Origin of the sequence: Saccharopolyspora gloriosae (assembly GCF_014203325.1) — a bacterium.
Taxonomy (GTDB): domain Bacteria; phylum Actinomycetota; class Actinomycetes; order Mycobacteriales; family Pseudonocardiaceae; genus Saccharopolyspora_C; species Saccharopolyspora_C gloriosae.
This window is the reverse complement of the sequence record NZ_JACHIV010000001.1, coordinates 1,411,193-1,433,605: the sequence shown is the minus strand read 5'-3', so window position 1 is coordinate 1,433,605 and position 22,413 is coordinate 1,411,193. Positions and strand designations below refer to the sequence as shown.

Here is a 22,413-nt window from a genome sequence, read left to right as displayed (position 1 = left end):
TTCATTTCAGAGAGGGGCATTCGAGATGAGAGCTCGGAGCATGCGCTGGGGCGTGCTGGTGGCGTCGGCGGCGCTGGTGCTGACGGCCTGCGGAGGCGGCGGGGGCAACCAGCTCGCGGGCGGCACCGACGTCCCGGTCGACACGAACGCCGAGTTCGCGCCCGGCAGCACGATGGCGAACCTGAAGCAGGCGGGCAAGATCCGCATCGGCACCAAGTTCGACCAGCCGCTGTTCGGCCTCAAGGGCCTCGACGGCACGCCGCAGGGCTTCGACGTCGAGATCGGCAAGATCGTCGCCGCCAAGCTCGGCCTCTCCCCGGAACAGATCGAATGGGTCGAAGCCCCGAGCAAGACCCGCGAGGAGAAGATCGAGCAGGACCTCGTCGACATGGTCGTGGCCACCTACACGATCAACGACAAGCGCAAGGAGCGCATCAGCTTCGCCGGGCCGTACTACGAAGCCGGGCAGGACCTGATGGTCAAGAGCGACAACGCGGAGATCACCGGCCCCGAGTCGCTGCGGGCCAGCGGCGCGAAGGTCTGCTCGGTCACCGGCTCCACCCCCGCCGAAGAGATCAAGAAGTTCGTCGACCCGCAGAACCTGACGTTGTTCGACGTCTACTCGAAGTGCTCCGACGCGCTGCGCACCGGCCAGGTGCAGGCCGTGACCACCGACAACGTGATCCTCATGGGTCTGGTGGAGAACAGCGGCGGGCAGTTCAAGCTCGTCGACAAGCAGTTCACCTCGGAGCCCTACGGCATCGGCATCAAGAAGGGCGACGTGCCGTTCTGCCAGTTCATCGACGACACGCTCACCAAGGCCGCGGGTGACGGGACCTACGAGAAGGCCTGGCAGGCGAGCGCGGGCAAGGTGTCGCCGGAGACGCCGCCGCTGCCGCAGCTCGACCCTTGCAGCTGATCGAATTCCGGTGAGGGGCGCCGCGACGGCGCCCCTCATCCATGCCTCCCCTGTCCGCAGAGCCGGAGAGAACCGTGCACGTCATCACCGACAACCTGCCCCTGTACCTGAACGGACTGCTGCGCACGCTGCAGATCTGCCTGTACGCGGGAGTGCTCGCGATGGTCCTGGGGACCGTGATCGCGGCGTTCCGGGTGGCGCCGCTGCCACCGCTGCGCGCCACCGGCACCTCGTGGGTCACCGTGTTCCGCAACTGCCCGCTGACCGTGGTGCTGTTCTTCATGGCCTTCGGGCTGCCCGAGCTCGGGCTCAACGGCTCGTACTTCTGGTTCGGGACCATCGGGCTCGCCCTCTACACCTCGGCGTTCGTGTGCGAGGCGATCCGCAGCGGCATCAACGCCGTGCCGCCCGGCCAGGCCGAGGCGGCGCGCGCGATCGGCCTCGGATTCGGCCAGACGCTGGGACTGGTCGTGCTGCCGCAGGCGGTGCGCACCGTGGTTCCGCCGCTGGGCAACGTGATCATCGCAATGATCAAGAACTCGGCGATCGTGGGCGCGTTCGGCGTCGGCGGGGACCTGTTCGCCGTCGGCGACACGCTGACCTCGGCGCGCGGTGAGGCCGTGCTGCCGGTGCTCATCGGGGTGGTCCTCGGCTACCTGGTGATCACGATCCCGGCCGGGCTGCTGCTCGGCGTCCTGGAGCGGAAGGTGGCGATCGCCCGATGACGAACTCGGTGCTCTACGAAGCTCCCGGGCCGGTCGCCAAGCGGCGCGGACTGGTGGTCAGCGTCGTCGTGGGCGCGCTGCTGCTGGCGCTGCTGGCGTGGGTGCTGGTGACGCTCGGCACCAACGGCCAGCTCACCGTGGACAAGTGGGGGCCGCTGATCGACCCCACCAACGGGACGTTCACCGCACTGTGGAGCCTGCTCGGCGCCGGGCTCGGCAACACGCTGCTCGCGGCCGTGCTGGCGATGGCGCTCTCGCTGGCCATCGGCACGCTGCTCGCGGTCTCGCGCGTCGTGGCGGCGCCCTGGTACCGGTGGGCTGTGGTCGGCCTCGTCGAGCTGCTGCGCGGCGTGCCGGTCGTCATCGCGGTCTTCTTCGCCAGCCGGGTGCTGCCGTCGTTCGGCCTGGACATGCCGGTGATGTGGTACCTGGTGATCGGGCTGACCGCGTACAACTCGGTGATCATCGCCGAGATCGTGCGCGCCGGGATCATGTCGCTGCCGCGCGGGCAGAGCGAGGCGGCTTACGCGATCGGGCTGCGCCGCTCGCAGGTGCTGCGCACCGTGGTGCTGCCGCAGGCGTTCCGGGCGATGCTGCCCGCGCTGATCAGCCAGCTCGTGGTGATCGTGAAGGACACCTCGCTGGGCTTCATCATCTCGTACGTGGATCTGGTGCGGCAGGGGCAGATCGTCATCCAGAACCTGAACAACCCGATCCAGACGTACTTCGTCATCGGCGTGGTGTTCGTGCTGATCAACTACGCGTTGAGCCGCGCCGCGGTGTTCACCGAGCGCAGGCTCAGCCAGGGGCGCAAGGGCGGGCTCACCGCGCCCAGCGCGGTCGAGACCGGCCGCGCGGTGTGACCGGCGGGTCCGCCGCCGCTCAGCGCGGAGCGGGGCGGGCCTGCACCCCGGCCGTGGCCAGCGTGCCGTCGTAGGCCCGCTGCCAGCCGCCGTCGCTCACCACCGCGGTGAGCGCATCGGAGAGCTGATCGCGCATCGCGTCGTCCCCGGACTTGATCACCAGGAAGTGCTCGGCGCCGTCCTCGGTGACCGCGTACGGACCGACCCCGGCAACGCCGGGGCCGGCCGGGTCCAGGCCGCCGAACTGCAGGTCCACGCTGCCGCCCGCGAGCGCGTCGGCGCGCAGCGTCTTCGGCAGCAGCCGGTAGGAGATCTGGGTGTCCGGGTTCAGGCCGAGCTCCTGGGCCACCAGCTTCGCGACCTCGACGTCGAAGCCGCGGTAGCCGCCCGCGCCGTCGCGCGCGGCGAAGTCCGGTTCCTCCGCGCGGAGTCCGACCAGCAGCGAACCGCGCCGGCGGATCTTCTCCAGGGTCGGTGAGTCGTCGAGCTCCACCGGGGGCGGCGGCGCCACGCTCGTCGGCGGTGCCACCGGCGGCGGCGCGGCGTCGGGCGACCGCTCCGGTTCGCCGCTGCCGCCGGAACATCCGGCCAGCGCCACCGCGCTCGCCAGCACCACTGCCACCACACCGCTGCGCATGCGCCCCATCCTGCCAGCCGAGCGGATCTTCGGAAGCCCCTCCACCGCGCCGGCCGTCCCGAACACGAGCGGTGATCAGCGGAGCTCCGATCGGCCGCGGCGGCCACGGGATTCCGCCCGATCGAAGGCGGATCCCGTCGCGCCGCGCGTGGCGATTCCGCACCCCCGACTCGAAGTGGTGATCTTCTTCGGCCGCGGGAGGTCCGCCGCAACCGGCCGTTCACGGCACCGCCGCGCCGTCGACCGCGGGCTCCGGGCCCTCCGGCGCGCTCGGGAAATCACCAGAACCTCGCTGACCTCGTACGGCCCGCCCGCAGGCAGCGGCGTCCCGGGCGCGCGAGCATCGCTCCAGGTCAGTGCCGCTGAACGGACGCGTATCGCGGCTCGTCATCCATCCGACATGCCGAGTTCACGATCACGGCCTGCTCTGTATCGGTTTTGACTTCTGCATCACACCCGTTAGTGTGGCTGGCGTCACGAAGATCAGAGGCGCCAGCGTCGTCGCCCGTGTGCGCAAGCAGCACCGAATCCGTCAGGAGGCGACGAATGGCGACGCGAGCGACCATCCACCCCGTCGTGCAGCGAGTCACGGAACGTATCCGCAGCCGCAGCGAGCAGACCCGGCGCGAGTACCTCGACCGCATCAGCGCGGCGGCGGCCGACGGACCGGTCCGGTCCGGAATGCCGTGCAGCAACCTCGCCCACGGTTTCGCGGCGTGTAGCGGCGCCGACCGGATCGCGGTGCGCGGCGAGACCAAGCCGGGCGTGGCGATCGTGTCGGCCTACAACGACATGCTCTCGGCGCACCAGCCCTACGCCGAATACCCGCCGCAGATCAAGGACGCGGTGCGCGAAGCAGGCGGGGTCGCCCAGTTCGCCGGTGGGGTTCCCGCCATGTGCGACGGCATCACCCAGGGCCGGGCGGGCATGGAGCTGTCCCTGTTCTCGCGCGACGTGATCGCGATGGCCACCGGTGTCGCGCTGTCGCACGAGATGTTCGACGGCGCCCTGCTGCTCGGGGTCTGCGACAAGATCGTGCCCGGCCTGCTCATCGGCGCACTCGCCTTCGGGCACCTGCCGACGATCCTGGTGCCCGCGGGCCCGATGGCCTCCGGCCTGCCCAACACGGAGAAGAGCCGCATCCGGCAGCTGTTCGCCGAAGGCAAAGCCACCCGCGAAGACCTGCTCGAAGCCGAATCGGCCTCCTACCACTCCCCCGGCACCTGCACGTTCTACGGCACCGCGAACTCCAACCAGCTCGTCGTCGAAGTGATGGGTCTGCACCTGCCCGGCTCCAGCTTCGTCGCACCCGGCACCCCGCTGCGCCGAGCGCTCACCGAGGAGGCCTCGCGGCGCGTCGTGCAGCTCGCCCGCGGCGAGGACCCCGCCCCGATCGGGCGGCTGCTGGACGAGCGCGCGCTGGTCAACGGGGTCGTCGCGCTGCTGGCCACGGGCGGCTCGACGAACCACACGCTGCACCTGCCCGCGATCGCCGCCGCAGCGGGCATCGAACTCACCTGGGACGACTTCGCGGAGCTCTCCGCGATCGTGCCGTCGCTGTCGCGGGTCTACCCGAACGGCTCGGCCGACATCAACCACTTCGCCGCCGCCGGAGGCGTGCAGACCCTGGTCGGCCAGCTGCTCGACGCCGGACTGCTGCACCCCGACGTGCACACCGTCGCCGGGTTCGGCCTGGACCACTACCGCAAGCAGCCGTTCCTCGAAGACGGCGAGCTCGTCTGGCGCGACGCTCCCGCCGAGAGCCTCGACCCGGACGTGCTGCGCGGGGTGCAGGACCCGTTCGCGCCCGACGGCGGGTTGCGGGTGCTGCGCGGCAACCTCGGCAGCTCCGTCATCAAGGTCTCCGCGGTCAAGCCGGAGAACCGCGTCGTCACCGCGCCCGCGCGCGTCTTCGACGACCAGCACGACTTCACCGCGCTGTTCCGGTCCGGCGAGCTCGACCAGGACGTCGTCGTCGTGATCCGCAACCAGGGTCCGCAGGCCAACGGCATGCCCGAGCTGCACGGGCTCACCCCGTCGCTGGGCGTGCTCATGGACCGCGGGCACCAGGTCGCGCTCGTCACCGACGGACGGATGTCCGGGGCCTCCGGCAAGATCCCCGCCGCCATCCAGCTCACCCCCGAGGCGACCGCGGGCGGCCCGCTGGCGCGGGTGCGCGACGGCGACATGATCCGGCTGGACGCCGAGCAGGGCACCCTGGAAGTGCTCGTCGGCGACGAGGACTTCGCGGCCCGCGAACCGGCTCGCGGCGCCCCCGCCACCCAGCACGGCACCGGGCGCGAGCTGTTCGCCGCGTTCCGCCGCTCCGTCGGCCGCGCCGACCAGGGCGCTAGCGTGTTCGCGCCGCAGCAGCGCACCGGCGCGCCGAGCGACCTGCCCGTCTGATCCTCCGCCGGGGGCCGCGAACCTCCCGCGGCCCCCGCGCGACATGACAGGATCAATGCGATCGACCGCCTGAACTGGCGTTTACGGAAACAGGTGAACCCCGCCATGAACACTGCCTCCGAAGTGCTCGACATCAGTCCCGTCGTTCCCGTCGTCGCCCTCGACGACGCCGCCCACGCGGTCCCGCTGGGGCAGGCGCTGCTGCGCGGCGGCATCCGCACCATCGAGGTCACCCTGCGCACGCCCGCCGGGCTTCCCGCGATCGAACAGCTCGCCGCCGAAGTGCCGGAGATCGTCGTCGGCGCGGGCACCGTCACCGAGGTCGGGCAGGCCGACAAGGCCCGCGAAGCCGGGGCGCGCTACATCGTCACGCCGGGCAGCACGGATCGGCTGCTCGACGACATCGACGCCACCGGCCTCCCCTACCTCGCCGGGATCAGCACCGTGTCCGAGGCGATGCGGCTGGCCGAGCGCGGCATGACCGCGATGAAGTTCTTCCCCGCCGAAGCCAGCGGCGGCGTGCCCTACCTGAAGTCCATCGCCGGGCCGTTGCCGCAGCTGCGGTTCTGCCCCACCGGTGGCATCGGCACCGACAACGCCGGGCGCTACCTCGCGCTGCCCAACGTGGGCTGCGTCGGCGGGTCGTGGCTCGCTCCGAAGCAGCTGCTCGCCACCGGGCAGTGGGGCCAGATCGAGGCGCTCGCCCGGCAGGCCGCGGCCCTCGGCTGAGCACGACCGGTGCCACCCGCGGCTCGTCGCGGGTGGCACCGGCACTCGTGCGAACGCGGTAGGCGGTGTCCCCTCCGCAGGCGATCCGAGCGGTCGTCGCCAGCTCGTAGCGTCGGAGGACCTCGAAGCTTGGGCGGTCACCGAATGCACCTGCGCGACATCCGACACCGCTGGCCGGGTCGCCTCGCCACGCACCGGCGAGCGCTCGTCTCCCTGCTGCTGGCGGCCCTGCTCGGCGTCGCCGCGGCGAGTCCGGTCACCGCCGCGCCCGCGCAGCACTCCCCGCAGCCGGGCACCGTGGTCACGTTCACCTTCGACGACGGCAGCGTCTCGCAGACCACGGGCGCCGAAGTCCTGCAGCGGCACGGGATGCACGGCACCTTCTACATCATCTCCGGCGCCATCGCGAGCCCCGGCTACCTCGGCCACGAGGAACTGCGGCGCGTCGCCGAGGAAGGCCACGAGATCGGCGGGCACACCGTCACTCACCCGGACCTGACCCAGGTGAGCCCCGACGAGATGCGCAGGCAGATCTGCGACGATCGCGCCAACTTGAACCGGTGGGGCTACCAGGTCACCTCGTTCACCGCCCCGTTCGACGAAGTCGACGACGACGTGCGCGCCGCGGTCGAGCAGTGCGGCTACAGCAGCGCGCGGACCATGGGCGGGCTCCGCGCTCGCGACTGCCCGGACTGCGTCGCCGCCGAATCCATGCCGCCCGCCGATCCCTACGAGATCCGGTCGCCCGGCATGCTCACGCGGGACACCACCGTCGACGAGTTGAAGGAGGCGGTGACCCGCGCGGACGACTCGGGAGGCGGCTGGGTGCCGCTGGTGCTGCACCAGACCTGCGACATGTGCGGTCCGCTGGCGGTGAGCCCCGGGGTGCTCGACGAGTTCGCGGCGTGGCTGCACGACCGCGGGACCGCCGTGCGCACCGTGCACGAGGTCATCGGCGGCGCCGTCGCGCCGGTCCACCGGGCACCGCCACCGCAGCAGCGGGACCGGCCGGTGAACGCCTCGCTCGAACAGGCCGGTCCCGACGGCGTCCCGCTCGGGTGGGAAACCGGTGGCTGGGGCACGAACACGCCGGTGTGGACCAGGACGCGCGACGCGCACGACGGGGAGTGGGCGCAGCGGCTGGACATGCCGCGGTTCACCGACGGGGACGCCAAGCTCATGTCCACCTTGGACCTCGGCGAATACGCGCTGCCCGCGCGGAAGGGGCAGAACTACTCGCTGAGCACCTGGTACAAGTCCACCGCGCCCACCCAGCTCGCGGTGTACTACCGGGACCGCGTCGGCCAGTGGCGGTACTGGGCGGCGGGCCCGACGTTCGCGCCCGCGCAGCAGTGGACGGAGGCGTCCTGGACCACCCCGGCCGTGCCCGAGGAGGCCACCGGGATCAGCTTCGGGCTCGCCCTGTTCTCCCGCGGTTCGCTCACCACCGACGACTACGGGGTCAGGGTGAACGCCGAAGCCAGCAACGACAGCGCCTGCCGCGACCTGGACTGGTGGGTCCCCCGGAGGTGGCTGTGCCTGTGACCTGCCCGGAATCGGGGTGACCGCGCATGCCGGTGCCCCGGGGTCGCGCGACGGCGGCGCTGGCCGCGGCACTGATCACCGCTTCCTGCGCGGGCGGTGAGCAGGTGCACGGCCGCCAGTACCCGTGGCACACCGGCATCGTGGCGACGACCTTCTGGGTCGGGGAGGTCCTCGACCCGGACACCTCCGACGGCAGCCAGGTCATCTCGACTTACGACTCCGCCTGGCAGCAGCACTACGGCGGCTGCGACGGAGTCCTGCTCGACGGCCGGTGCGACACGGAGCCGCGGACCGCCGCCAACGGCTACTTCCCGACCAGGATGACGCCGCGGGAGAACCCGTTCTACCTCGATCTCCCCTTCGACGACCTCAACGACCCCATCGCCTTCGAGCAGCGCGGCGCCGTGGTGCCCTGGAGCCGGGATCCGGGCTACGCCGGCCGCGAGCGGGACGAGTCGTTCAGCTACCTGAAGAACCGCTGGGTGCAGCTCACCAGGGGTGACGCCGTGTGCTTCGGCCAGGTCCAGGACGCCGGGCCCGCCGAGTACCACGACGCGCGGTACGTCTTCGGGCACGACGACCCCCGGCCGGTGAACACCCGGTTCAACGGGGCGGGGCTGGACGTGTCCCCCGCGTTGAACGGCTGCCTCGGCTTCACCCACCTCAACGGCGCGCACGACCGGGTCGACTGGCGCTTCGTCGAGGAGTCCGACGTGCCCGACGGGCCGTGGCGGCGCGTCGTCACGACCTCGCCGCCGACGCTGTACTGATCCGGCTAGGCCGCGAGGTTCGTGGAGATCCGGTCCACCGCTTCGGGAATGGAATCGACCACGGGAACGCCGGCGGTCTCCAGCGCGCGACGGCTCATGACGCCCGTCGTCACCAGCACGCAGCCGGTACCGACCCGCTCCGCCGCGAGCGCGTCGTCGAGCACGTCGCCGATGAGCACCACGTCGGCCGGGTCGAGTCCCTGTTCCGCGAGGTGGTGGCGCAGGTGCTCGGCCTTGGCTCCGCCGCCGATGTCGGTGCGCAACCCGTCGACCCGTTCGAACAACGGCAGCAGCTCCAGCCGGGTGATCAGCGGGACCAGCTCGTCGTGGAACCACATCGACAGCAAGGACTGCGTGCGGCCCGCTTCACCCCATTCGCGCAGCACGTCCGGGACGCCGGTGGCCAGCTTCGCCGTGTGCAGCAGCTCCCGGTAGTGCTCGTGGTAGAGCACGTCGAGCCTGCTCCAGTCGGCTTCGGACAGCGGGCGGTCCAGCAGCCGCTCGTAGCACTGCTGCAGCGGGCGGCTGAAGATCGACCGCCACTGCTCGAGGTCGATGTGCTCGCGCCCGAACTCGGCGCACACGGCGTTCACCGCCGAGACGACCGCGTCGTTGTCGTCCAGCAACGTGCCGTTCCAGTCCCACACGATGTGCCGTGCCGCTGAGGTCATCCCACCGCCGACTCGCATAACACCCCTGTCCCGATCGACTACCGCCGCCAGATCCGGCAGCCTAGCCAAACCCGACGATCTCCCGTCATCCCCCGAACCGCGGAGAACGACCTTGCCCTATGCGCACCGCCTCGCCACCCGGGACGACCTGCCTGCCATCGTCGACATCTACAACGCCGCCATCCCCGCCAAGGCGAGCACGTGCGACCTCGAACCGGTCGACGTCTCGGCGCGCGAAGCGTGGTTCGCCGAGTCGCACCCCGACCGTCGTCCCGTCTGGGTCGGGCACGAACCGGGCTCGCCGCGGACGGTGACCGGGTACCTGTCGTTCGACCCGTTCCTCAACGGGCGGCCCGGGTACGACGTGACCGCTGATCTCGCGATCTACCTGCACCCGGACCACCGCGGACGGGGGCAGGGCCACCACCTGCTGGACGAGGCCATCGCGCACGCGCCGCGGCTGGGCGTGCGCACCCTCGCGGCCAGCATCTTCGCCGCCAACGAGGCGAGCATCCGGCTCTTCCGGTCGCACGGATTTCAGCAGTGGGGACTGCTGCCGGGCGTCGCCGACCTGGAGGGCGTGGTCCACGACCTCGTGTTCGTCGGACGCTCCGTCGGTGACGCGGCCCCATGAGCCGTGCCCACCCGCCGTCGCTCAGGATTACCGACGGTGGGAAGGGCGGTGCGCCGGGAAAGCGTGCTCGTCACGGTGCTTCCGCGTCGTCCGCACCGGCTTCCAGGTCCGACCGGTCGAGCTCGTCCTTGACCACCCGGAAGGCCATGCCTTCCGGGTAGCCCTTGCGGGCCAGCATTCCGACGAGCCGGCGCAGCCGCTTCTCCGGGTCGTCCACGGTGAGCGAGCGGAGCTTGCGGCGCACCAGTTCCCGCGCCCGCTCCTGCTCGGCATCCGTGTCCACAGTGGAGAGAGCTTCGGCGACCAGGTGCTCCTCGACGCCCTTGCGGCGCAACTCGTAGCCCAACGCCTTGCGGCTCAGACCTTGGTTGCGCTGCCGCTCGCTAACCCACGCCTCGGCGAACTCGGCGTCGTCGACCAGGCCCGCGTCGACGAACTTCTGCAACACCGCGTCCGCGACGTCTTCGTCGATCTCCTTGCGCAGCAAGGCCTGGCGCAGCTCGGCTCGGCTGCGGGCACGCACCGCCAGCAGCCGGTACACCACGTCGCGGGCCGACGCCTCCGGGGATTGCGGCACCCCCGGCGGGCGTTCCTCCTGCTGCCGCCGCCTGCCGGTGCGCCCCGGAGACCGAGCCGCCGAGGAGTCCGGCGTCCCCGACGGTTCCGGAGACTCCGAGGACTCCGCCATGGCGCTGCGGCGGCGGCGCTTGCCGGTGCCCCGCGGCGGGGAACCGTCCGGTCCGGTGGTCTCCGCTTCGGATGAGCTCAGCCCCGCACCGGCGACCGGCGAACCGGGCGCGTGGTCGGTACTGCGCCACACGCCCCGCCCGGAACGGCCGCCGCCGCGCTGCGCACCCGCCGAGTCCGACCGTGACCGGGAGAACTCCGCGGAGTCGTCGTCTGCCGACACCGCCGGGCTCAGAACTCGACGGGAGCCGGGTCCGCGGCCTCTTCGGCGTCCACCTTCGCCCCGATGCCGACCTTCTCCTTGATCCGCTTCTCGATCTCGTTGGCCACGTCCGGGTTCTCCCGCATGAACTTGCGGGCGTTCTCCTTGCCCTGGCCCAGCTGGTCGCCCTCGTAGGTGTACCAGGCACCGGACTTGCGGATGATGCCCTGCTCCACGCCCATGTCGATCAGCGAACCTTCGCGGCTGATCCCGATGCCGTAGATGATGTCGAACTCGGCCTGCTTGAACGGCGGCGCGGTCTTGTTCTTGACCACCTTCACCCTGGTGCGGTTGCCGACCGCGTCCGAGCCGTCCTTGAGCGTCTCGATCCGCCGCACGTCCAGCCGCACCGAGGAGTAGAACTTCAGCGCCTTGCCACCGGTGGTGGTCTCCGGGCTGCCGAACATCACGCCGACCTTCTCCCGGAGCTGGTTGATGAAGATCGCGGTGGTCTTGGCGTTGTAGAGGGCCGCGGTCAGCTTGCGCAGCGCCTGGCTCATCAGCCGGGCCTGCAGGCCGACGTGGCTGTCGCCCATCTCGCCCTCGATCTCGGCGCGCGGCACCAGCGCGGCCACCGAGTCGACCACGATGCAGTCCAGCGCGCCGGAGCGGATCAGCATGTCCGCGATCTCCAGCGCCTGCTCGCCCGTGTCGGGCTGGGAGACCAGCAGCGCGTCGGTGTCGACCCCGATCGCCTTCGCGTACTCCGGGTCCAGCGCGTGCTCGGCGTCGATGAACGCGGCGGTGCCGCCGAGCCGTTGCGCGTTGGCCACCGCGTGCAGCGCGACCGAGGTCTTACCACTGCTCTCCGGGCCGTAGATCTCCACGATGCGCCCCCGCGGCAGGCCACCGATGCCCAAGGCCACGTCCAGCGCGATGGACCCGGTCGGGATGACCTCGACCGGTGCCCGCGTCTCGTCGCCGAGACGCATCACCGATCCCTTTCCGTACTGCTTGTCGATCTGGGCGAGGGCCAGTTCGAGCGCCTTGCCCTTGTCCGGTGTCGCTGCCATCGGGGGTCCACCTCGGTCAAGTCGAAGCTTCGTCGTGTGCGCACGACGCTACGGGTAGGGACCGACACTCCGGTGGACTGCCCTGGCCACCCGGCCGCCCGTTGCCCGGCGACGGGGCCCGGCGAACACCGAGGTCCGATCCGCAAACCCGATCATAGGCGAACGGATGTTCGATCATCGAGCCGACACGCCAACACCATCACCCTTCCGCATGAAACAAGATCCCCACCAACCCCCGACAGCCCTCCACCTAAACGCCGAAGCCGTGCATTTGGGCTGCGAAGCAAGCCTGCTTGGCGGCGAAGCCGTGCCTGTATGTGCGAAGCACATAGCCCACGTCGAAAAGCCCTCACCGGCGGGTTCTCAGGTGTCTTCTCGCGAGGACGGCTTTTTCCCTCGTGGCGGAGCCACTCGGGAAAAAGATCCCGCAGCGAGAAGCCACCTGAGGTTCCGCTACCCGACCACCAAAGCAAAACGAGCCGAAGCAGGAAGCAGAGATTCAACGACGCGAAGCAGGGACTTCGAAGGTGTTGCATAGGGCTAGCCACACCTGCTTCGGCGAGAAGCCGGCTTCGAGCGCCTCGTCCACGGTGCGGCCGCCGAGCTCCGACATCACGTGGTCCTCGGCGAGCATCTCGGCTCGCAACCGGCCGAACTCCTCGGCCATGCGTTCGCGGAAATCGGTGTGTCGCATCGCGTCCAGCCTACCGAGGGCGCCCGCGGGTACCGTCGTGGTGTGCTGCTGATGCAAGCCGACCCGACCGGTATGTCCAGCCCGCTGGGGCAACTCGTGATCGCGGCGATGCTGCTGGTCGCGATCGTCGTCGCGCTGCGCTGGCTGTGGAACCAGCGCGGGCGCTGATCACGCCGCGCCCGGCTGCACGGTCCGCTCGAAGTCGTCGGCCAGCGCGTCCGGCGTCAGCCGCCCGTCCTGGTTGGGCGCCAGCACCATGCCCACCACGGGCCGGTCGGTGACGGTGAACACCAGCGTCCCGGTGGTCTTCCCGGTGACCGCCCGGTAGTGGCCGGAGTAGCCGTTGCCGGACCAGTTCGCCTGCACCTGGTCACCGGTGGCGCCGTGGAACATCAGCAGCAGGTCCGCGCGCTGCCGCGCCTCCTCCGGTGAGCCCAGGTGGGTGTAGATCACCAGGGTGTCCTCGTTCGGGTTCCCCTCCGCGCAGGACACGACGGTGCCGTCGAGGTCGCGCAGCCCGGCGACGAAGCGCTGCCAGCCGGGTACGCAGTTGGACCGTTCCGGCAGGTCCCCGGCGAGCCTGTTCAGGCACGGCGTGAAGCCGGCGGCGTCCTGGGTGGTGGTGTCCCGGCACTGCTCGGCGGTGGGCACCCCGCCGCCCCCGCCGAGGACGGCGGCCAACACCACGACCGCCACGAGCAGCACCGCCGCCGCGATCGACCCGCCGATGAGCCACGGGCGGCGACCGGGTCGGCGGGACGGCTGCTGCGGGCCGGGCGGCGCGGGCGGCTGCGCCATCGGCTGCGGCGGGCCGAACGCGGCCTGCGGCGGGATGCCGCCGAGGTCGCCGGTGCGCAGCGCGGCGCCGTCGCGCGGGACGTGGTGGGCGCCGAGCGCCACCGCGGTCTCCGGTTGGTCGAGGCTGGTGGCGACGACGTTGAGCTGCTCCCCGATCAGGCTCGCCACCAGCGGCAACCGGCTCGAACCGCCGACCAGGTAGAGCCCGGCGAGGTGCTGCGGCGTCATCCCGTTCGCCTGCAGCAGCGCGGCGAGCATCTCGACGCTGCGGCGCAGGCTCGGCCGGGTCAGCGCCTCCAGTTCTTGGCGGGTGACCAGCACGTCGGCGAACGGTTCCGGCATGGGCACTTCGGTCTGCACGTGCCGGGACAGCACTTCTTTGGCTTCCCGGACGTCTTCGCGCAGCGTGCGCTGGGTGCGGCGGTCGGCGGTGGTGGTGGGGCGCAGCAGCGCCTGCCAGCGCTGCGGGTCCTTGTTGGAGACCTGGCGGCCGACGTGTTCGAGCAGCGCCTCGTCGACGTCGAGTCCGCCGAGGTCGGCCAGTCCGTCCTCGGCGAGGACCGCGAAGCCGCTCTGGGTGGCGCCGACGATGGCGCAGTCGAAGGTGCCGGCGCCGAGGTCGTAGACCGCTAGTGCCCTGCCCTGCGGCAGCGAGCGGTCGGGGAAGGACGCGAAGTGCGCCGCGGCGGCGACGGGTTCCGGCACCAGCACCAGGTTGCTGCCGAAACCGGCGAGCCGGGCCGCCGACAGCAGCACGTTGCAGCGGGTGGTACCCCACTGCGCGGGGTGGGTGAGCCGCACTTCGTCGGGCTGGACGCCGCCGAGCTGGCGGGTGGTCTCCTCCGCCACGCGGTGCAGGACGGCGGCCATCGCGTCGGTGACGGTGATGATCGTTTCACCGAGCAGCAGGGTGCCTTCGTCGATGCGGCGCTTCGGGTTCGGCTCGAACCGGGAGGGGTCGAGGCGCGCTCGGCGTTCCGCGTCGCGGCCCACGATGATCGCGCCGTCCTCGGTGGCGAACACCGCCGAGGGCATCGTCGACGAGCCGTCGACCTCGATGACCCTGGGTGGCCTGCCGTGCGCCGAAAGCACCGCCACCGTGTTGGAGGTGCCAAGATCGACCGACAACACGCGCACCGGTTTTGTCCTTCCGTAGCCAGATCCGGGGTGGACTCACCCGTTCTGCGGAATGTTGTCACGGCGGACGATCACAAGTGGGTGGTTCGGGCGAATCGTCATCGGCGGCACTGTCGGTGCCGTGGTCCAGCATGGAGGGGTGAGCGATCCGCTGGACGACTTCTCCCCCGCGACCCGCGAGTGGTTCCGGGGCGCGTTCGACGCGCCGACCCGGGCCCAGACCGGGGCGTGGCAGGCGATCGGCGCGGGCGAGAACGCGCTGGTCGTGGCACCGACGGGGTCCGGCAAGACGCTCGCCGCGTTCCTGTCCGCGCTGGACGGGCTGGCCTCCGCGCCCCCGCCGGAGGACCCGAAGCGGCGCTGCCGGGTGCTGTACGTGTCGCCGCTGAAGGCGCTCGCGGTCGACGTCGAGCGCAACCTGCGCGCCCCGCTCACCGGCATCCGGCAGGCCACCCAGCGCCACGGCGGGACGCCGCCGGAGATCCGGGTCGGGATGCGGACCGGCGACACGCCCGCCGAGGAGCGGCGCGCGTTCAACAGGAAACCGCCGGACGTGCTGGTGACCACCCCGGAATCGCTGTTCCTGCTGCTGACCTCGGCCGCCAGGGAGTCGCTGCGCGGCGTCGAGGCGGTGATCGTGGACGAGGTGCACGCGGTGGCGGGCACCAAGCGCGGGGCGCACCTGGCGTTGTCGCTGGAACGGCTGGACGAGCTGCTGGCTCGACCGGCGCAGCGGATCGGGTTGTCGGCCACGGTGCGCCCGGTCTCCGAGGTGAGCACGTTCCTGGGCGGCGGCCGTCCGGTGCGCGTGGTGCAGCCGGAGCACGCCAAGCAGGTCGAGGTCGCCGTCGAGGTCCCGGTGCCGGACCTGGCGGAGCTGGGACAGCCGACCGGCGAGGTGACGGGGTCGGCCGCGGGAGCCGAGCAGCGCACCTCGATCTGGCCGTCGGTGCAGGAGCGCATCCTGGACCTGATCGGGCGGCACCGGTCGACGATCGTGTTCGCGAACTCGCGGCGGCTCGCGGAACGGCTGACGGCGGGCATCAACGAGCTCGCCACCGAGCAGGCGGGCGAGACCGCCGAGCGGGCCGGGAAGTTCCCCGCCGAAGCGGTGGGCGGTTCCGGTGTCACCTCCGGCGCGGCGGTGACGGTGGCGCGGGCGCACCACGGGTCCATGTCGAAGGAGCAGCGCTCCGCGGTCGAGGAGGAGCTGAAGTCGGGCCGGTTGCCGTGCGTGGTGGCGACCTCCTCGCTGGAGCTGGGCATCGACATGGGCGCGGTGGACCTGGTGGTGCAGGTGGAGACGCCGCCGAGCGTCGCCTCCGGGATGCAGCGCATCGGCCGGGGCGGGCACCAGGTGGGGGCGGTCTCGCACGGGGTGGTGTTCCCGAAGTTCCGGGGTGACCTGGTGGGTTGCGCGGTGGTGGCGGAGCGGATGGCCGCCGGGTTGATCGAGTCGCTGTCCTTCCCGCGGAACCCGCTGGACGTGCTGGCCCAGCACGTCGTGTCGATGGTGGCGATGGAGCCGTGGGACCTGGAGTCGCTGGCCAGGGTGGTGCGGCGGGCGGCGCCGTTCGCGGGCCTGCCGGATTCGGCGCTGTACGCGGTGCTGGACATGCTGGCGGGGCGGTATCCGAGCGAGGAGTTCGGCGAGCTGCGGGCGCGCATCGTGTGGGACCGGGTGCAGGACGAGCTGCGGGCGCGGCCGGGTGCGCAGCGGCTCGCCGTGACCTCGGGCGGCACCATCCCGGACCGGGGCCTGTTCACGGTGACGACGCCGGGCGACGAGGAGGCCGGTCGCGGCGGCGTGCGGGTCGGTGAGCTGGACGAGGAGATGGTCTACGAGTCGCGGGTGGGCGACACGTTCCTGCTGGGCACCTCGTCGTGGAAGGTGCAGGACATCACCCACGACCGGGTCGTGGTGGTGCCCGCGCCGGGGCAGCCCGCGCGGATGCCGTTCTGGAAGGGCGACTCCCCGGGCCGGCCGTTGGAGCTGGGCCGCGCGCTGGGCGCCTTCGTCCGGGAGCTGGTGGCCGCGGACCGGGAGGCGGCGACGGAACGGATGGCGCGCGCCGGGCTGGACGAGTGGGCGCGGGACAACCTGCTGGCGTACTTGGCCGAGCAGCGGGACGCGACGCGGCACGTGCCCGACGATCGGACGATCGTGGTGGAGCGGTTCCGCGACGAGCTCGGCGACTGGCGGATGGTGGTGCATTCGCCGTTCGGCGCGCAGGTGAACGGTCCGTGGGGTTTGGCGATCGGGGCCCGGTTGCGGGAGCGGCGCGGCATCGATCCGCAGGTCGCGTCCTCCGACGACGGGATCGTGGTACGGCTGGCGGACGCGTTGGACGAGTCCGGTGCGGACGTGCTGCCGACCGCGGAGGACGTGCTGCTGTCCCCGGACGAGGTGCAGCGGGTGATCACCGATGAGGTCGGCGGCTCGGCGTTGTTCGCGGCGCGGTTCCGGGAGTGCGCGGCGCGGGCGTTGCTGCTGCCGCGGCGGGATCCGCGCAAGCGCTCACCGCTGTGGCAGCAGCGGCAGCGGTCGGCGCAGCTGCTGGCGGTGGCGGCGCAGTACGAGCAGTTCCCGATCGTGCTGGAGGCGATGCGGGAATGCGTGCAGGACGTCTACGACGTGCCGGGCCTGACGGAGCTGATGTCGCAGGTCACCGCCCGCAAGGTGCGGGTGGTGGAGGTGGAGACGCCGTCGCCGTCGCCGTTCGCGCGCAGCCTGCTGTTCGGCTACATCGGGATGTTCCTGTACGAGACGGACGCGCCGTTGGCGGAGCGCCGGTCGGCGGCGCTGAGCCTGGACTCGACGCTGCTGGCGGAACTGCTCGGGTCGGAAGCGCTACGGGAACTGCTGGATCCGGAGGTGATCGCGGAGGTCGAGCAGCAGTTGCAGCGGCTCGTCCCCGAACGGCACGCGAAGGACGCGGAGTCCGCGGTGGACCTGCTGCGGTTCCTGGGCGATCTGTCCAGCGCGGAGGCCGCGGAGCGCGGGATCCGTCCGGAGTGGCTGGCGGACCTGCGCGCGCAGCGCCGCGTGCTGGAGGTGCGGGTGGCCGGGGAGCCCCGGTGGATCGCGATCGAGGACGCGGGCAAGGTCCGGGACGCGCTGGGAGTCGCGTTGCCGGTGGGCGTGCCGGAGGCGTTCACCGAACCGGTCGCGGATCCGTTGGGGGAACTGCTGATCCGGTACGCGCGCTGCCGCGGCCCGTTCGCGGCGGAGTCCGCGGCGCGGCGCTTCGGGCTGGGCGTCGCGGTGGTGCACGACGTGCTGGATCGGCTCGCGGGTTCGGGCCGGTTGGTGCGCGGCGAGCTGCGCCCGCTGGAATCCGGCGGTGGCCGGGCGCTGGAGTACTGCGACGCTGAGGTGCTTCGCCGGTTGCGGCGGGGGTCGCTGGCGCGGTTGCGGGCCGAAGTGGAACCGGTGGAGCCCGCGGCGCTGGGCCGGTTCCTCCCGGTGTGGCACGGCGTCGGGGCCCGGTTGCGCACGGCGCCGACGGTGGACGACGTGTATTCGGTGGTGGAGCAGCTGGCGGGCGCGCCGGTTCCGGCGAGCGCGTGGGAGTCGCTGGTGCTGCCCGCCAGGTTGCCGGGCTATTCGCCCGCGCTGCTGGACGAGCTGACCTCCACCGGCGAGGTGACCTGGGTGGGGTCGGGTGCGCTGGCCGGTGGCGACGGGTGGATCGCGCTGGCGCCCACCGACGTGGCGGACCTGTTGCTGCCGGACCTGCCGGAGGCGACCGCGGACAGCCCGCTGCACGGAGCGATCTTGTCCACTTTGGACGGCGGGGCGCAGTTCTTCCGGACCTTGGCCGACCGGGCCGGGGCGATCGTCGTGGAAGGCGGCGAGCAGGCGCCCGCGGATGACGCGGTGATCGCGGCGCTGTGGGACCTGGTGTGGTCCGGCACGGTCACCAACGACACGCTGGCTCCGCTGCGGTCGCTGGTCTCCGGCAAGGGGGCCGCGCACAAGCCGCGGCGCAGTGCTCCGCGCGGCAGGTACGCGCGGTTGCGCGCCGGGCGCCCGTCGATGCCGAGCCGCAGCGGTCCGCCGACGGTGTCGGGCAGGTGGTCGTTGGCACCGGTACCGGCGGCAGAACCGACCCGGCGGGCACACGCTCGAGCCGAGGCCTTCTTGGAGCGGCACGGCGTGCTGACCCGCGGCGCGCTGGAGGCGGAACGCGTCACCGGCGGGTTCTCCGCCGTGTACAAGGTGTTGCGGGCGATGGAGGAGTCCGGGCGGTGCCGCCGCGGCTACGTCGTCGAGGGGTTGGGCGCGGCGCAGTTCGCGGTCCCGGGCGCGATCGACCGGGTGCGCGCGCTGTCCGGGCAGGAGGAGCGGGAGGACCGTTCGGTCGTGGTGCTGGCGGCGGCGGACCCGGCGCAGCCCTACGGTGCCGCGTTGCCGTGGCCGGACCCGGTGGGCGACACCCGGCACCGGCCGGGCCGCAAGGCCGGTTCGCTCGTGGTGCTGGTCAACGGCGCGGCCGTGCTGTACGTGGAGCGCGGCGGGAAGTCGTTGCTGTCGTTCACCGAGGACGAACAGCCGTTGCGGGACGCGGCGGGCGGGCTCGCGCGGGCGGTGCGGGAAGGCTGGCTGGAGCAGTTGGCGGTGCAGCGCACCGACGGCGCGGGCGCTTGGGGGTCGCGGATGGCCGACATCCTCACCGACGCCGGGTTCCGCGCCACTCCGAAAGGGCTCCGGTTGCGCGCGTGATCACAGCTCCCGGAACGGGAGCGCGTAGTCGAAGGTGCCGGTGATCTCCGGGGTGTGCTCGGTGAGCGCGCGGACTTGGAAGTGCGCGGCCCACTCGGGGTCCGGCGGGGTGATGCCGAGGTCCGTGGACGGCACGAATCCGAAGCGCGGGTAGTACTCGGTGTGGCCGAGCAGCGCGACCAGCGGTTCGTCCCGCGCGTCGGCTGCGGCCAGCACGGCGTGCATCAGTGCGCTGCCGACGCCGCGGCGCTGCGCCCGGCGCAGGACCCCGAGCGGCCCCAGGCCCAGCGCGGGCCGGTCTCCCACGTGGCCGCGGGTCGCCACGACGTGACCGACGACCTCGCCACCGGGTTCGACGGCCACGATCGACAGCGCCGGAATCCACCCGGCGTCGGCGCGCAAGGCGTCGACGAGCCCGACTTCGACCGGAGCGGTGCCTTCCGCGGTGGCGAACGCATCGCGGTGGACGGCTCGCACGGCTTCCGCATCAGATGCGAGCTCACGCCTCAACAACATGCCGCCACCTTCCCAACCCGCCCCACCCCCCGGCAAACGAATTAACCAAGGTCAATCCACTGTGGACAACACTCCCCATCTGGTTCGATCTTCCCCTCACCGCCTCGTCACCGGCGAAGCCACTGAGCAGCAACCACCAAAACAACCGGCACCACACCGAGTTCTCAGCATGTCTTTGCTCTTTCCCTTCACGCTGAGCGGCGTTCGTGTTCAGTGTCTTGTCAGCGGCGAAGCCGCTGAGCAGTGACCACCAGAGCAAGAAGACCACCAGCGGGTTCTCAGCGGTTTCCTCGCGAGGACAGCTTTTTCCCTCGTGGCGGAGCCACTTGGAAAAAAGATCCCGCAGCGAGGAAACCGCTGAGGTTCCGCCACCCGACCACCAGAGCAAAACGACCACCGCCCACCGAAGATCTAGCGAGTAGCCAAGCGGAGCAAGCCCCAGAGTTGGGCGATGGCGTCCTGGTCGCCGGCGGTGGTGATCTCCCGATCCGGCAGGCGCCCCCACAGCCAGAGGTAGATCAGCACGGGATCGCCGCTGATCAGGGCGTCGGCGGAGACCGACTCGTGCACGCCGGCGCGGCGCACGACGGTTCGGGTCCGGTCCGCGTAGACCACCCATTCCGCGTCCTCGGTGGACACGCCGACCGAGCACGGGCGCGTCGAGGTGATGCCGACCGCGTGCAACCGGTAGCCGAGCCACAACCGCAGGGCCTCGTCGATGCCGTCGAGCGCCACGTCCACGTCGATGCCGGTGCGGCGCACGCCGGCGGCACCCTGCACGTCGACCCGGTGCACGGTCGTCGCGTGCAGCACCCGGCGGATCCAGAACCGCACCGAGTGCTCCTCCGGCCACCAGGTGGGGCACGCGTCCTCGGGCGGGCGGGTGCCGAACTCGGCGAGCAGTTCGGCGAGGCGGGCGGTGAACCGGGCCGTCACCCCGCGCAGGCTCACCGGGTCCGGCACCTCCCACGCACCGGCGGCCTGCTCGGACGCACCCATCCAGCTGAGCACGTCCTCGCACTGCCCGCCGAGGAACCAGATCGTTTCGGCGACCGTCCGGCCCGAAGCACCCTGGACCGGCGCGTCCGGATGCACGTCGTGCGTCGCCGCGGTGAGCAACTGGCCTTCCACTCCGATCAGATCCAGCATCCGGCCGGGGTCGATGGACACGTCCGCGGGCGGGTTCACGATCATCGGGCTGCCCCGGACAGGCTGCGGTCCACGATGTCGACGAACTCCACGGCGTGCCGCAGGCAGGTGTCGGCCTCGCCGGGGGTGATGCCGGGGCTGCCCGCTTCGGCGGCGGCACGCCGCAGCGAGCCCGCGGTGAAGTGCGCGGCCCACTCGCGCAGTTCGGGCGCGACCCCGGTGAGCTGGAGCCAGACGCTCCCCGAGCTCCGCGCCCGGCAGCGCCAGGACCGCGCGACGACCACGGCGGTCGCGGCGCGCAGCGCGGCCAGGTGCGCGAACACGTAGCACTCGGTCGCCCGCGTCGCGATCCGCGCGTCGCGCAGGCACGCGCGCGCCTGCTCCACCAGGGAGCGAGCACCCGCGGGCGGCGCGGGCGCGGTCACCGGCAGCCATTCGTCGCCCTGCCTGCGCCGGTGGTCGCGACGGGTGGGCGGGGTGTCGCACCGCCTGCTCGGCGCGGCGTCACCGGGGCGGCGCTGCGCCGGGATGGGCAGCGCGGCCGGGCTGGGCGAATGTGCGGACTGGGACATCGGTGTTCTCCGCTCGGTCACGACGATGCCGGCCCGGACGCCGCGGAGACGTCCCGGACCGCGATGGGCGTGGTGAGCCGGGGGGAAGCCGGCCGTCCGGCAGCGGAGCGCTTCCCCCACCCCGCCGCCGGACGTGACAGGCGAACCGAAGCCGATCGGACCACCGGAACGGCGACCCGAACTTCACGACTCGAACTTCAGTTCGACTGAGTTCAGAGTAGACCCGCACGGCGAGGAGCTCAAGGCCTGAGCACTAGATCACCTGTTCGAGTCACGTCACATCCAGGTGCCCCACCAGCGCCGACACTCCCTCCCCTGGCACACCGCCCACCGCCGGTTGATCAAGACCGGACGCCGCCGACGCTTGCCACACCCTCTAGTGTTCGGCTCGTGACAGCCGCGCCCTCACCGCACATCGACCGCATCGTCGAGCTGACCACCGACCAGCTCAGGGCACGCTTGGCCGAAGCGCTCCAGGTCTACGTGGACGCGATGGGCTACCCGCCGTCCACCGCGCAGCAACGCGCTCCCATGTGGTCGGCGCACATGATGCGGGCCGGCTGGCGCTGCGTCGCCGCGTTCAACGATGCCGACGAGCTCGTCGGCATCGGCTACGGCTACCTCGGCGTGCCCGGCCAGTGGTGGCACGAGCAGGTGTTCCGGGGGCTGCTCACCGTCACCCCGCGCGCCGAAGCCGAGCAGTGGATGCACGACTACTTCGAGCTCACCGAGCTGCACGTGCGGCCCGACAGCCAGGGCGGCGGCCTCGGCGAGACCATCCTGCGCAGGCTCCTGGACGGAGCCCCCGGCAACACGGTCCTGCTGTCCACGCCCGAAGGCCCGACCCGGGCCTGGAAGCTCTACCGCAGGGTCGGTTTCGGGGACGTGCTCCGCCACTACCAGTTCACCGGAGATCCCAGGCCGTTCGCCGTGCTGGGCCGCGGCCTGCCCCTGTCCTGA

General features: G+C 71.7%; 20 protein-coding genes. 11 read left to right on the top strand and 9 right to left on the bottom strand.

What is annotated here, in order from left to right:
- Positions 1-25: 25 nt before the first annotated feature.
- From BJ969_RS06500 to BJ969_RS06490, 3 genes are all read left to right on the top strand, one after another.
- A complete protein-coding gene (locus BJ969_RS06500; RefSeq protein WP_184477936.1) occupies positions 26-919 on the top strand; it encodes a glutamate ABC transporter substrate-binding protein in 894 nt (297 codons plus the stop codon).
- A 74-nt stretch (positions 920-993) separates the two neighbouring features.
- The gene (locus BJ969_RS06495; RefSeq protein WP_343071260.1) at positions 994-1,644 is read left to right on the top strand and encodes an amino acid ABC transporter permease; all 651 of its coding nucleotides are present in this window, start codon (positions 994-996) and stop codon (positions 1,642-1,644) included.
- Positions 1,641-2,507, top strand: a complete 867-nt coding sequence (locus tag BJ969_RS06490) for an amino acid ABC transporter permease (RefSeq protein ID WP_184477934.1) — start codon at positions 1,641-1,643, stop codon at positions 2,505-2,507. The genes BJ969_RS06495 and BJ969_RS06490 overlap by 4 nt, the downstream gene beginning before the upstream one ends.
- A 19-nt stretch (positions 2,508-2,526) precedes the next feature.
- Here the strand turns inward: BJ969_RS06490 and BJ969_RS06485 are convergent, their stop codons facing one another.
- Positions 2,527-3,144, bottom strand: coding sequence for a transporter substrate-binding domain-containing protein (locus BJ969_RS06485; RefSeq protein WP_184477933.1), 618 nt, complete (start codon positions 3,142-3,144; stop codon positions 2,527-2,529).
- Positions 3,145-3,690: 546 nt separating this feature from the next.
- On the opposite strand from BJ969_RS06485, the gene edd reads away from it, so the two are divergent.
- The 4 genes from edd (at position 3,691) to BJ969_RS06465 (ending at position 8,594) form a co-directional block, all read left to right on the top strand.
- The gene (gene edd, locus BJ969_RS06480) at positions 3,691-5,550 is read left to right on the top strand and encodes a phosphogluconate dehydratase (RefSeq protein WP_184477932.1); all 1,860 of its coding nucleotides are present in this window, start codon (positions 3,691-3,693) and stop codon (positions 5,548-5,550) included.
- Between the two features lie 105 nt (positions 5,551-5,655).
- Positions 5,656-6,279, top strand: coding sequence for a bifunctional 4-hydroxy-2-oxoglutarate aldolase/2-dehydro-3-deoxy-phosphogluconate aldolase (gene eda, locus BJ969_RS06475; protein ID WP_184477931.1), 624 nt, complete (start codon positions 5,656-5,658; stop codon positions 6,277-6,279).
- Positions 6,280-6,408: 129 nt separating this feature from the next.
- Complete coding sequence (locus BJ969_RS06470) at positions 6,409-7,824, top strand: polysaccharide deacetylase family protein (RefSeq protein ID WP_184477930.1); 1,416 nt, start codon at positions 6,409-6,411, stop codon at positions 7,822-7,824.
- A gap of 26 nt (positions 7,825-7,850) precedes the next feature.
- On the top strand, positions 7,851-8,594 hold the full coding sequence (locus BJ969_RS06465) for a hypothetical protein (RefSeq protein WP_184477929.1): 744 nt from the start codon (positions 7,851-7,853) through the stop codon (positions 8,592-8,594).
- 5 nt (positions 8,595-8,599) lie between these two features.
- On the opposite strand, the gene BJ969_RS06460 is transcribed toward BJ969_RS06465, so the two are convergent.
- Positions 8,600-9,265 (bottom strand): HAD family hydrolase, encoded by a 666-nt coding sequence (locus BJ969_RS06460; RefSeq protein ID WP_184477928.1) that lies wholly within the window; start codon positions 9,263-9,265, stop codon positions 8,600-8,602.
- 112 nt (positions 9,266-9,377) lie between these two features.
- On the opposite strand from BJ969_RS06460, the gene BJ969_RS06455 reads away from it, so the two are divergent.
- Complete coding sequence (locus tag BJ969_RS06455; protein WP_184477927.1) at positions 9,378-9,899, top strand: GNAT family N-acetyltransferase; 522 nt, start codon at positions 9,378-9,380, stop codon at positions 9,897-9,899.
- A 70-nt stretch (positions 9,900-9,969) separates the two neighbouring features.
- On the opposite strand, the gene BJ969_RS06450 is transcribed toward BJ969_RS06455, so the two are convergent.
- The 3 genes from BJ969_RS06450 to BJ969_RS06440 all read right to left on the bottom strand — a co-directional run bounded on the left by BJ969_RS06450 (position 9,970) and on the right by BJ969_RS06440 (position 12,555).
- Complete coding sequence (locus tag BJ969_RS06450; protein WP_425503533.1) at positions 9,970-10,809, bottom strand: regulatory protein RecX; 840 nt, start codon at positions 10,807-10,809, stop codon at positions 9,970-9,972.
- 8 nt (positions 10,810-10,817) lie between these two features.
- Complete coding sequence (gene recA, locus BJ969_RS06445; protein ID WP_184477926.1) at positions 10,818-11,861, bottom strand: recombinase RecA; 1,044 nt, start codon at positions 11,859-11,861, stop codon at positions 10,818-10,820.
- Between the two features lie 499 nt (positions 11,862-12,360).
- Positions 12,361-12,555 (bottom strand): DUF3046 domain-containing protein, encoded by a 195-nt coding sequence (locus BJ969_RS06440; RefSeq protein WP_184477925.1) that lies wholly within the window; start codon positions 12,553-12,555, stop codon positions 12,361-12,363.
- A gap of 42 nt (positions 12,556-12,597) precedes the next feature.
- On the opposite strand from BJ969_RS06440, the gene BJ969_RS30485 reads away from it, so the two are divergent.
- On the top strand, positions 12,598-12,723 hold the full coding sequence (locus tag BJ969_RS30485) for a hypothetical protein (RefSeq protein WP_281398785.1): 126 nt from the start codon (positions 12,598-12,600) through the stop codon (positions 12,721-12,723).
- On the opposite strand, the gene BJ969_RS06435 is transcribed toward BJ969_RS30485, so the two are convergent.
- Positions 12,724-14,490: an Hsp70 family protein gene (locus BJ969_RS06435; protein WP_184477924.1), complete on the bottom strand. Its 1,767-nt coding sequence runs from the start codon at positions 14,488-14,490 to the stop codon at positions 12,724-12,726.
- A 139-nt stretch (positions 14,491-14,629) separates the two neighbouring features.
- Here BJ969_RS06435 and BJ969_RS06430 point away from each other — a divergent pair, with 139 nt between their 5' ends.
- Entirely contained in the window at positions 14,630-19,216 is a 4,587-nt protein-coding gene (locus BJ969_RS06430) for an ATP-dependent helicase (protein ID WP_343071259.1), read from the top strand.
- Here BJ969_RS06430 and BJ969_RS06425 read toward each other — a convergent pair whose 3' ends face one another.
- The 3 genes from BJ969_RS06425 to BJ969_RS06415 all read right to left on the bottom strand — a co-directional run bounded on the left by BJ969_RS06425 (position 19,217) and on the right by BJ969_RS06415 (position 21,453).
- Positions 19,217-19,732: a GNAT family N-acetyltransferase gene (locus BJ969_RS06425; RefSeq protein ID WP_184477922.1), complete on the bottom strand. Its 516-nt coding sequence runs from the start codon at positions 19,730-19,732 to the stop codon at positions 19,217-19,219.
- A 411-nt stretch (positions 19,733-20,143) separates the two neighbouring features.
- Positions 20,144-20,926: a maleylpyruvate isomerase N-terminal domain-containing protein gene (locus BJ969_RS06420; RefSeq protein WP_184477921.1), complete on the bottom strand. Its 783-nt coding sequence runs from the start codon at positions 20,924-20,926 to the stop codon at positions 20,144-20,146.
- Positions 20,923-21,453 carry an SAV_6107 family HEPN domain-containing protein gene (locus BJ969_RS06415; RefSeq protein WP_184477920.1) on the bottom strand — a complete coding sequence of 177 codons (531 nt, stop codon included), beginning with the start codon at positions 21,451-21,453 and terminating at the stop codon, positions 20,923-20,925. The genes BJ969_RS06420 and BJ969_RS06415 overlap by 4 nt, the downstream gene beginning before the upstream one ends.
- A 390-nt stretch (positions 21,454-21,843) precedes the next feature.
- On the opposite strand from BJ969_RS06415, the gene BJ969_RS06410 reads away from it, so the two are divergent.
- Complete coding sequence (locus BJ969_RS06410) at positions 21,844-22,413, top strand: GNAT family N-acetyltransferase (protein WP_184477919.1); 570 nt, start codon at positions 21,844-21,846, stop codon at positions 22,411-22,413.

Coding starts and splice junctions, on each gene's coding strand:
- BJ969_RS06500 (WP_184477936.1), top strand. CDS start 26: ATGAGAGCTCGGAGCATGCGCTGGGGCGTGCTGGTGGCGTCGGCGGCG.
- BJ969_RS06490 (WP_184477934.1), top strand. CDS start 1,641: ATGACGAACTCGGTGCTCTACGAAGCTCCCGGGCCGGTCGCCAAGCGG.
- BJ969_RS06485 (WP_184477933.1), bottom strand. CDS start 3,144: ATGCGCAGCGGTGTGGTGGCAGTGGTGCTGGCGAGCGCGGTGGCGCTG.
- edd (WP_184477932.1), top strand. CDS start 3,691: ATGGCGACGCGAGCGACCATCCACCCCGTCGTGCAGCGAGTCACGGAA.
- eda (WP_184477931.1), top strand. CDS start 5,656: ATGAACACTGCCTCCGAAGTGCTCGACATCAGTCCCGTCGTTCCCGTC.
- BJ969_RS06465 (WP_184477929.1), top strand. CDS start 7,851: ATGCCGGTGCCCCGGGGTCGCGCGACGGCGGCGCTGGCCGCGGCACTG.
- BJ969_RS06460 (WP_184477928.1), bottom strand. CDS start 9,265: ATGACCTCAGCGGCACGGCACATCGTGTGGGACTGGAACGGCACGTTG.
- recA (WP_184477926.1), bottom strand. CDS start 11,861: ATGGCAGCGACACCGGACAAGGGCAAGGCGCTCGAACTGGCCCTCGCC.
- BJ969_RS06440 (WP_184477925.1), bottom strand. CDS start 12,555: ATGCGACACACCGATTTCCGCGAACGCATGGCCGAGGAGTTCGGCCGG.
- BJ969_RS06425 (WP_184477922.1), bottom strand. CDS start 19,732: ATGTTGTTGAGGCGTGAGCTCGCATCTGATGCGGAAGCCGTGCGAGCC.
- BJ969_RS06420 (WP_184477921.1), bottom strand. CDS start 20,926: ATGATCGTGAACCCGCCCGCGGACGTGTCCATCGACCCCGGCCGGATG.
- BJ969_RS06415 (WP_184477920.1), bottom strand. CDS start 21,453: ATGTCCCAGTCCGCACATTCGCCCAGCCCGGCCGCGCTGCCCATCCCG.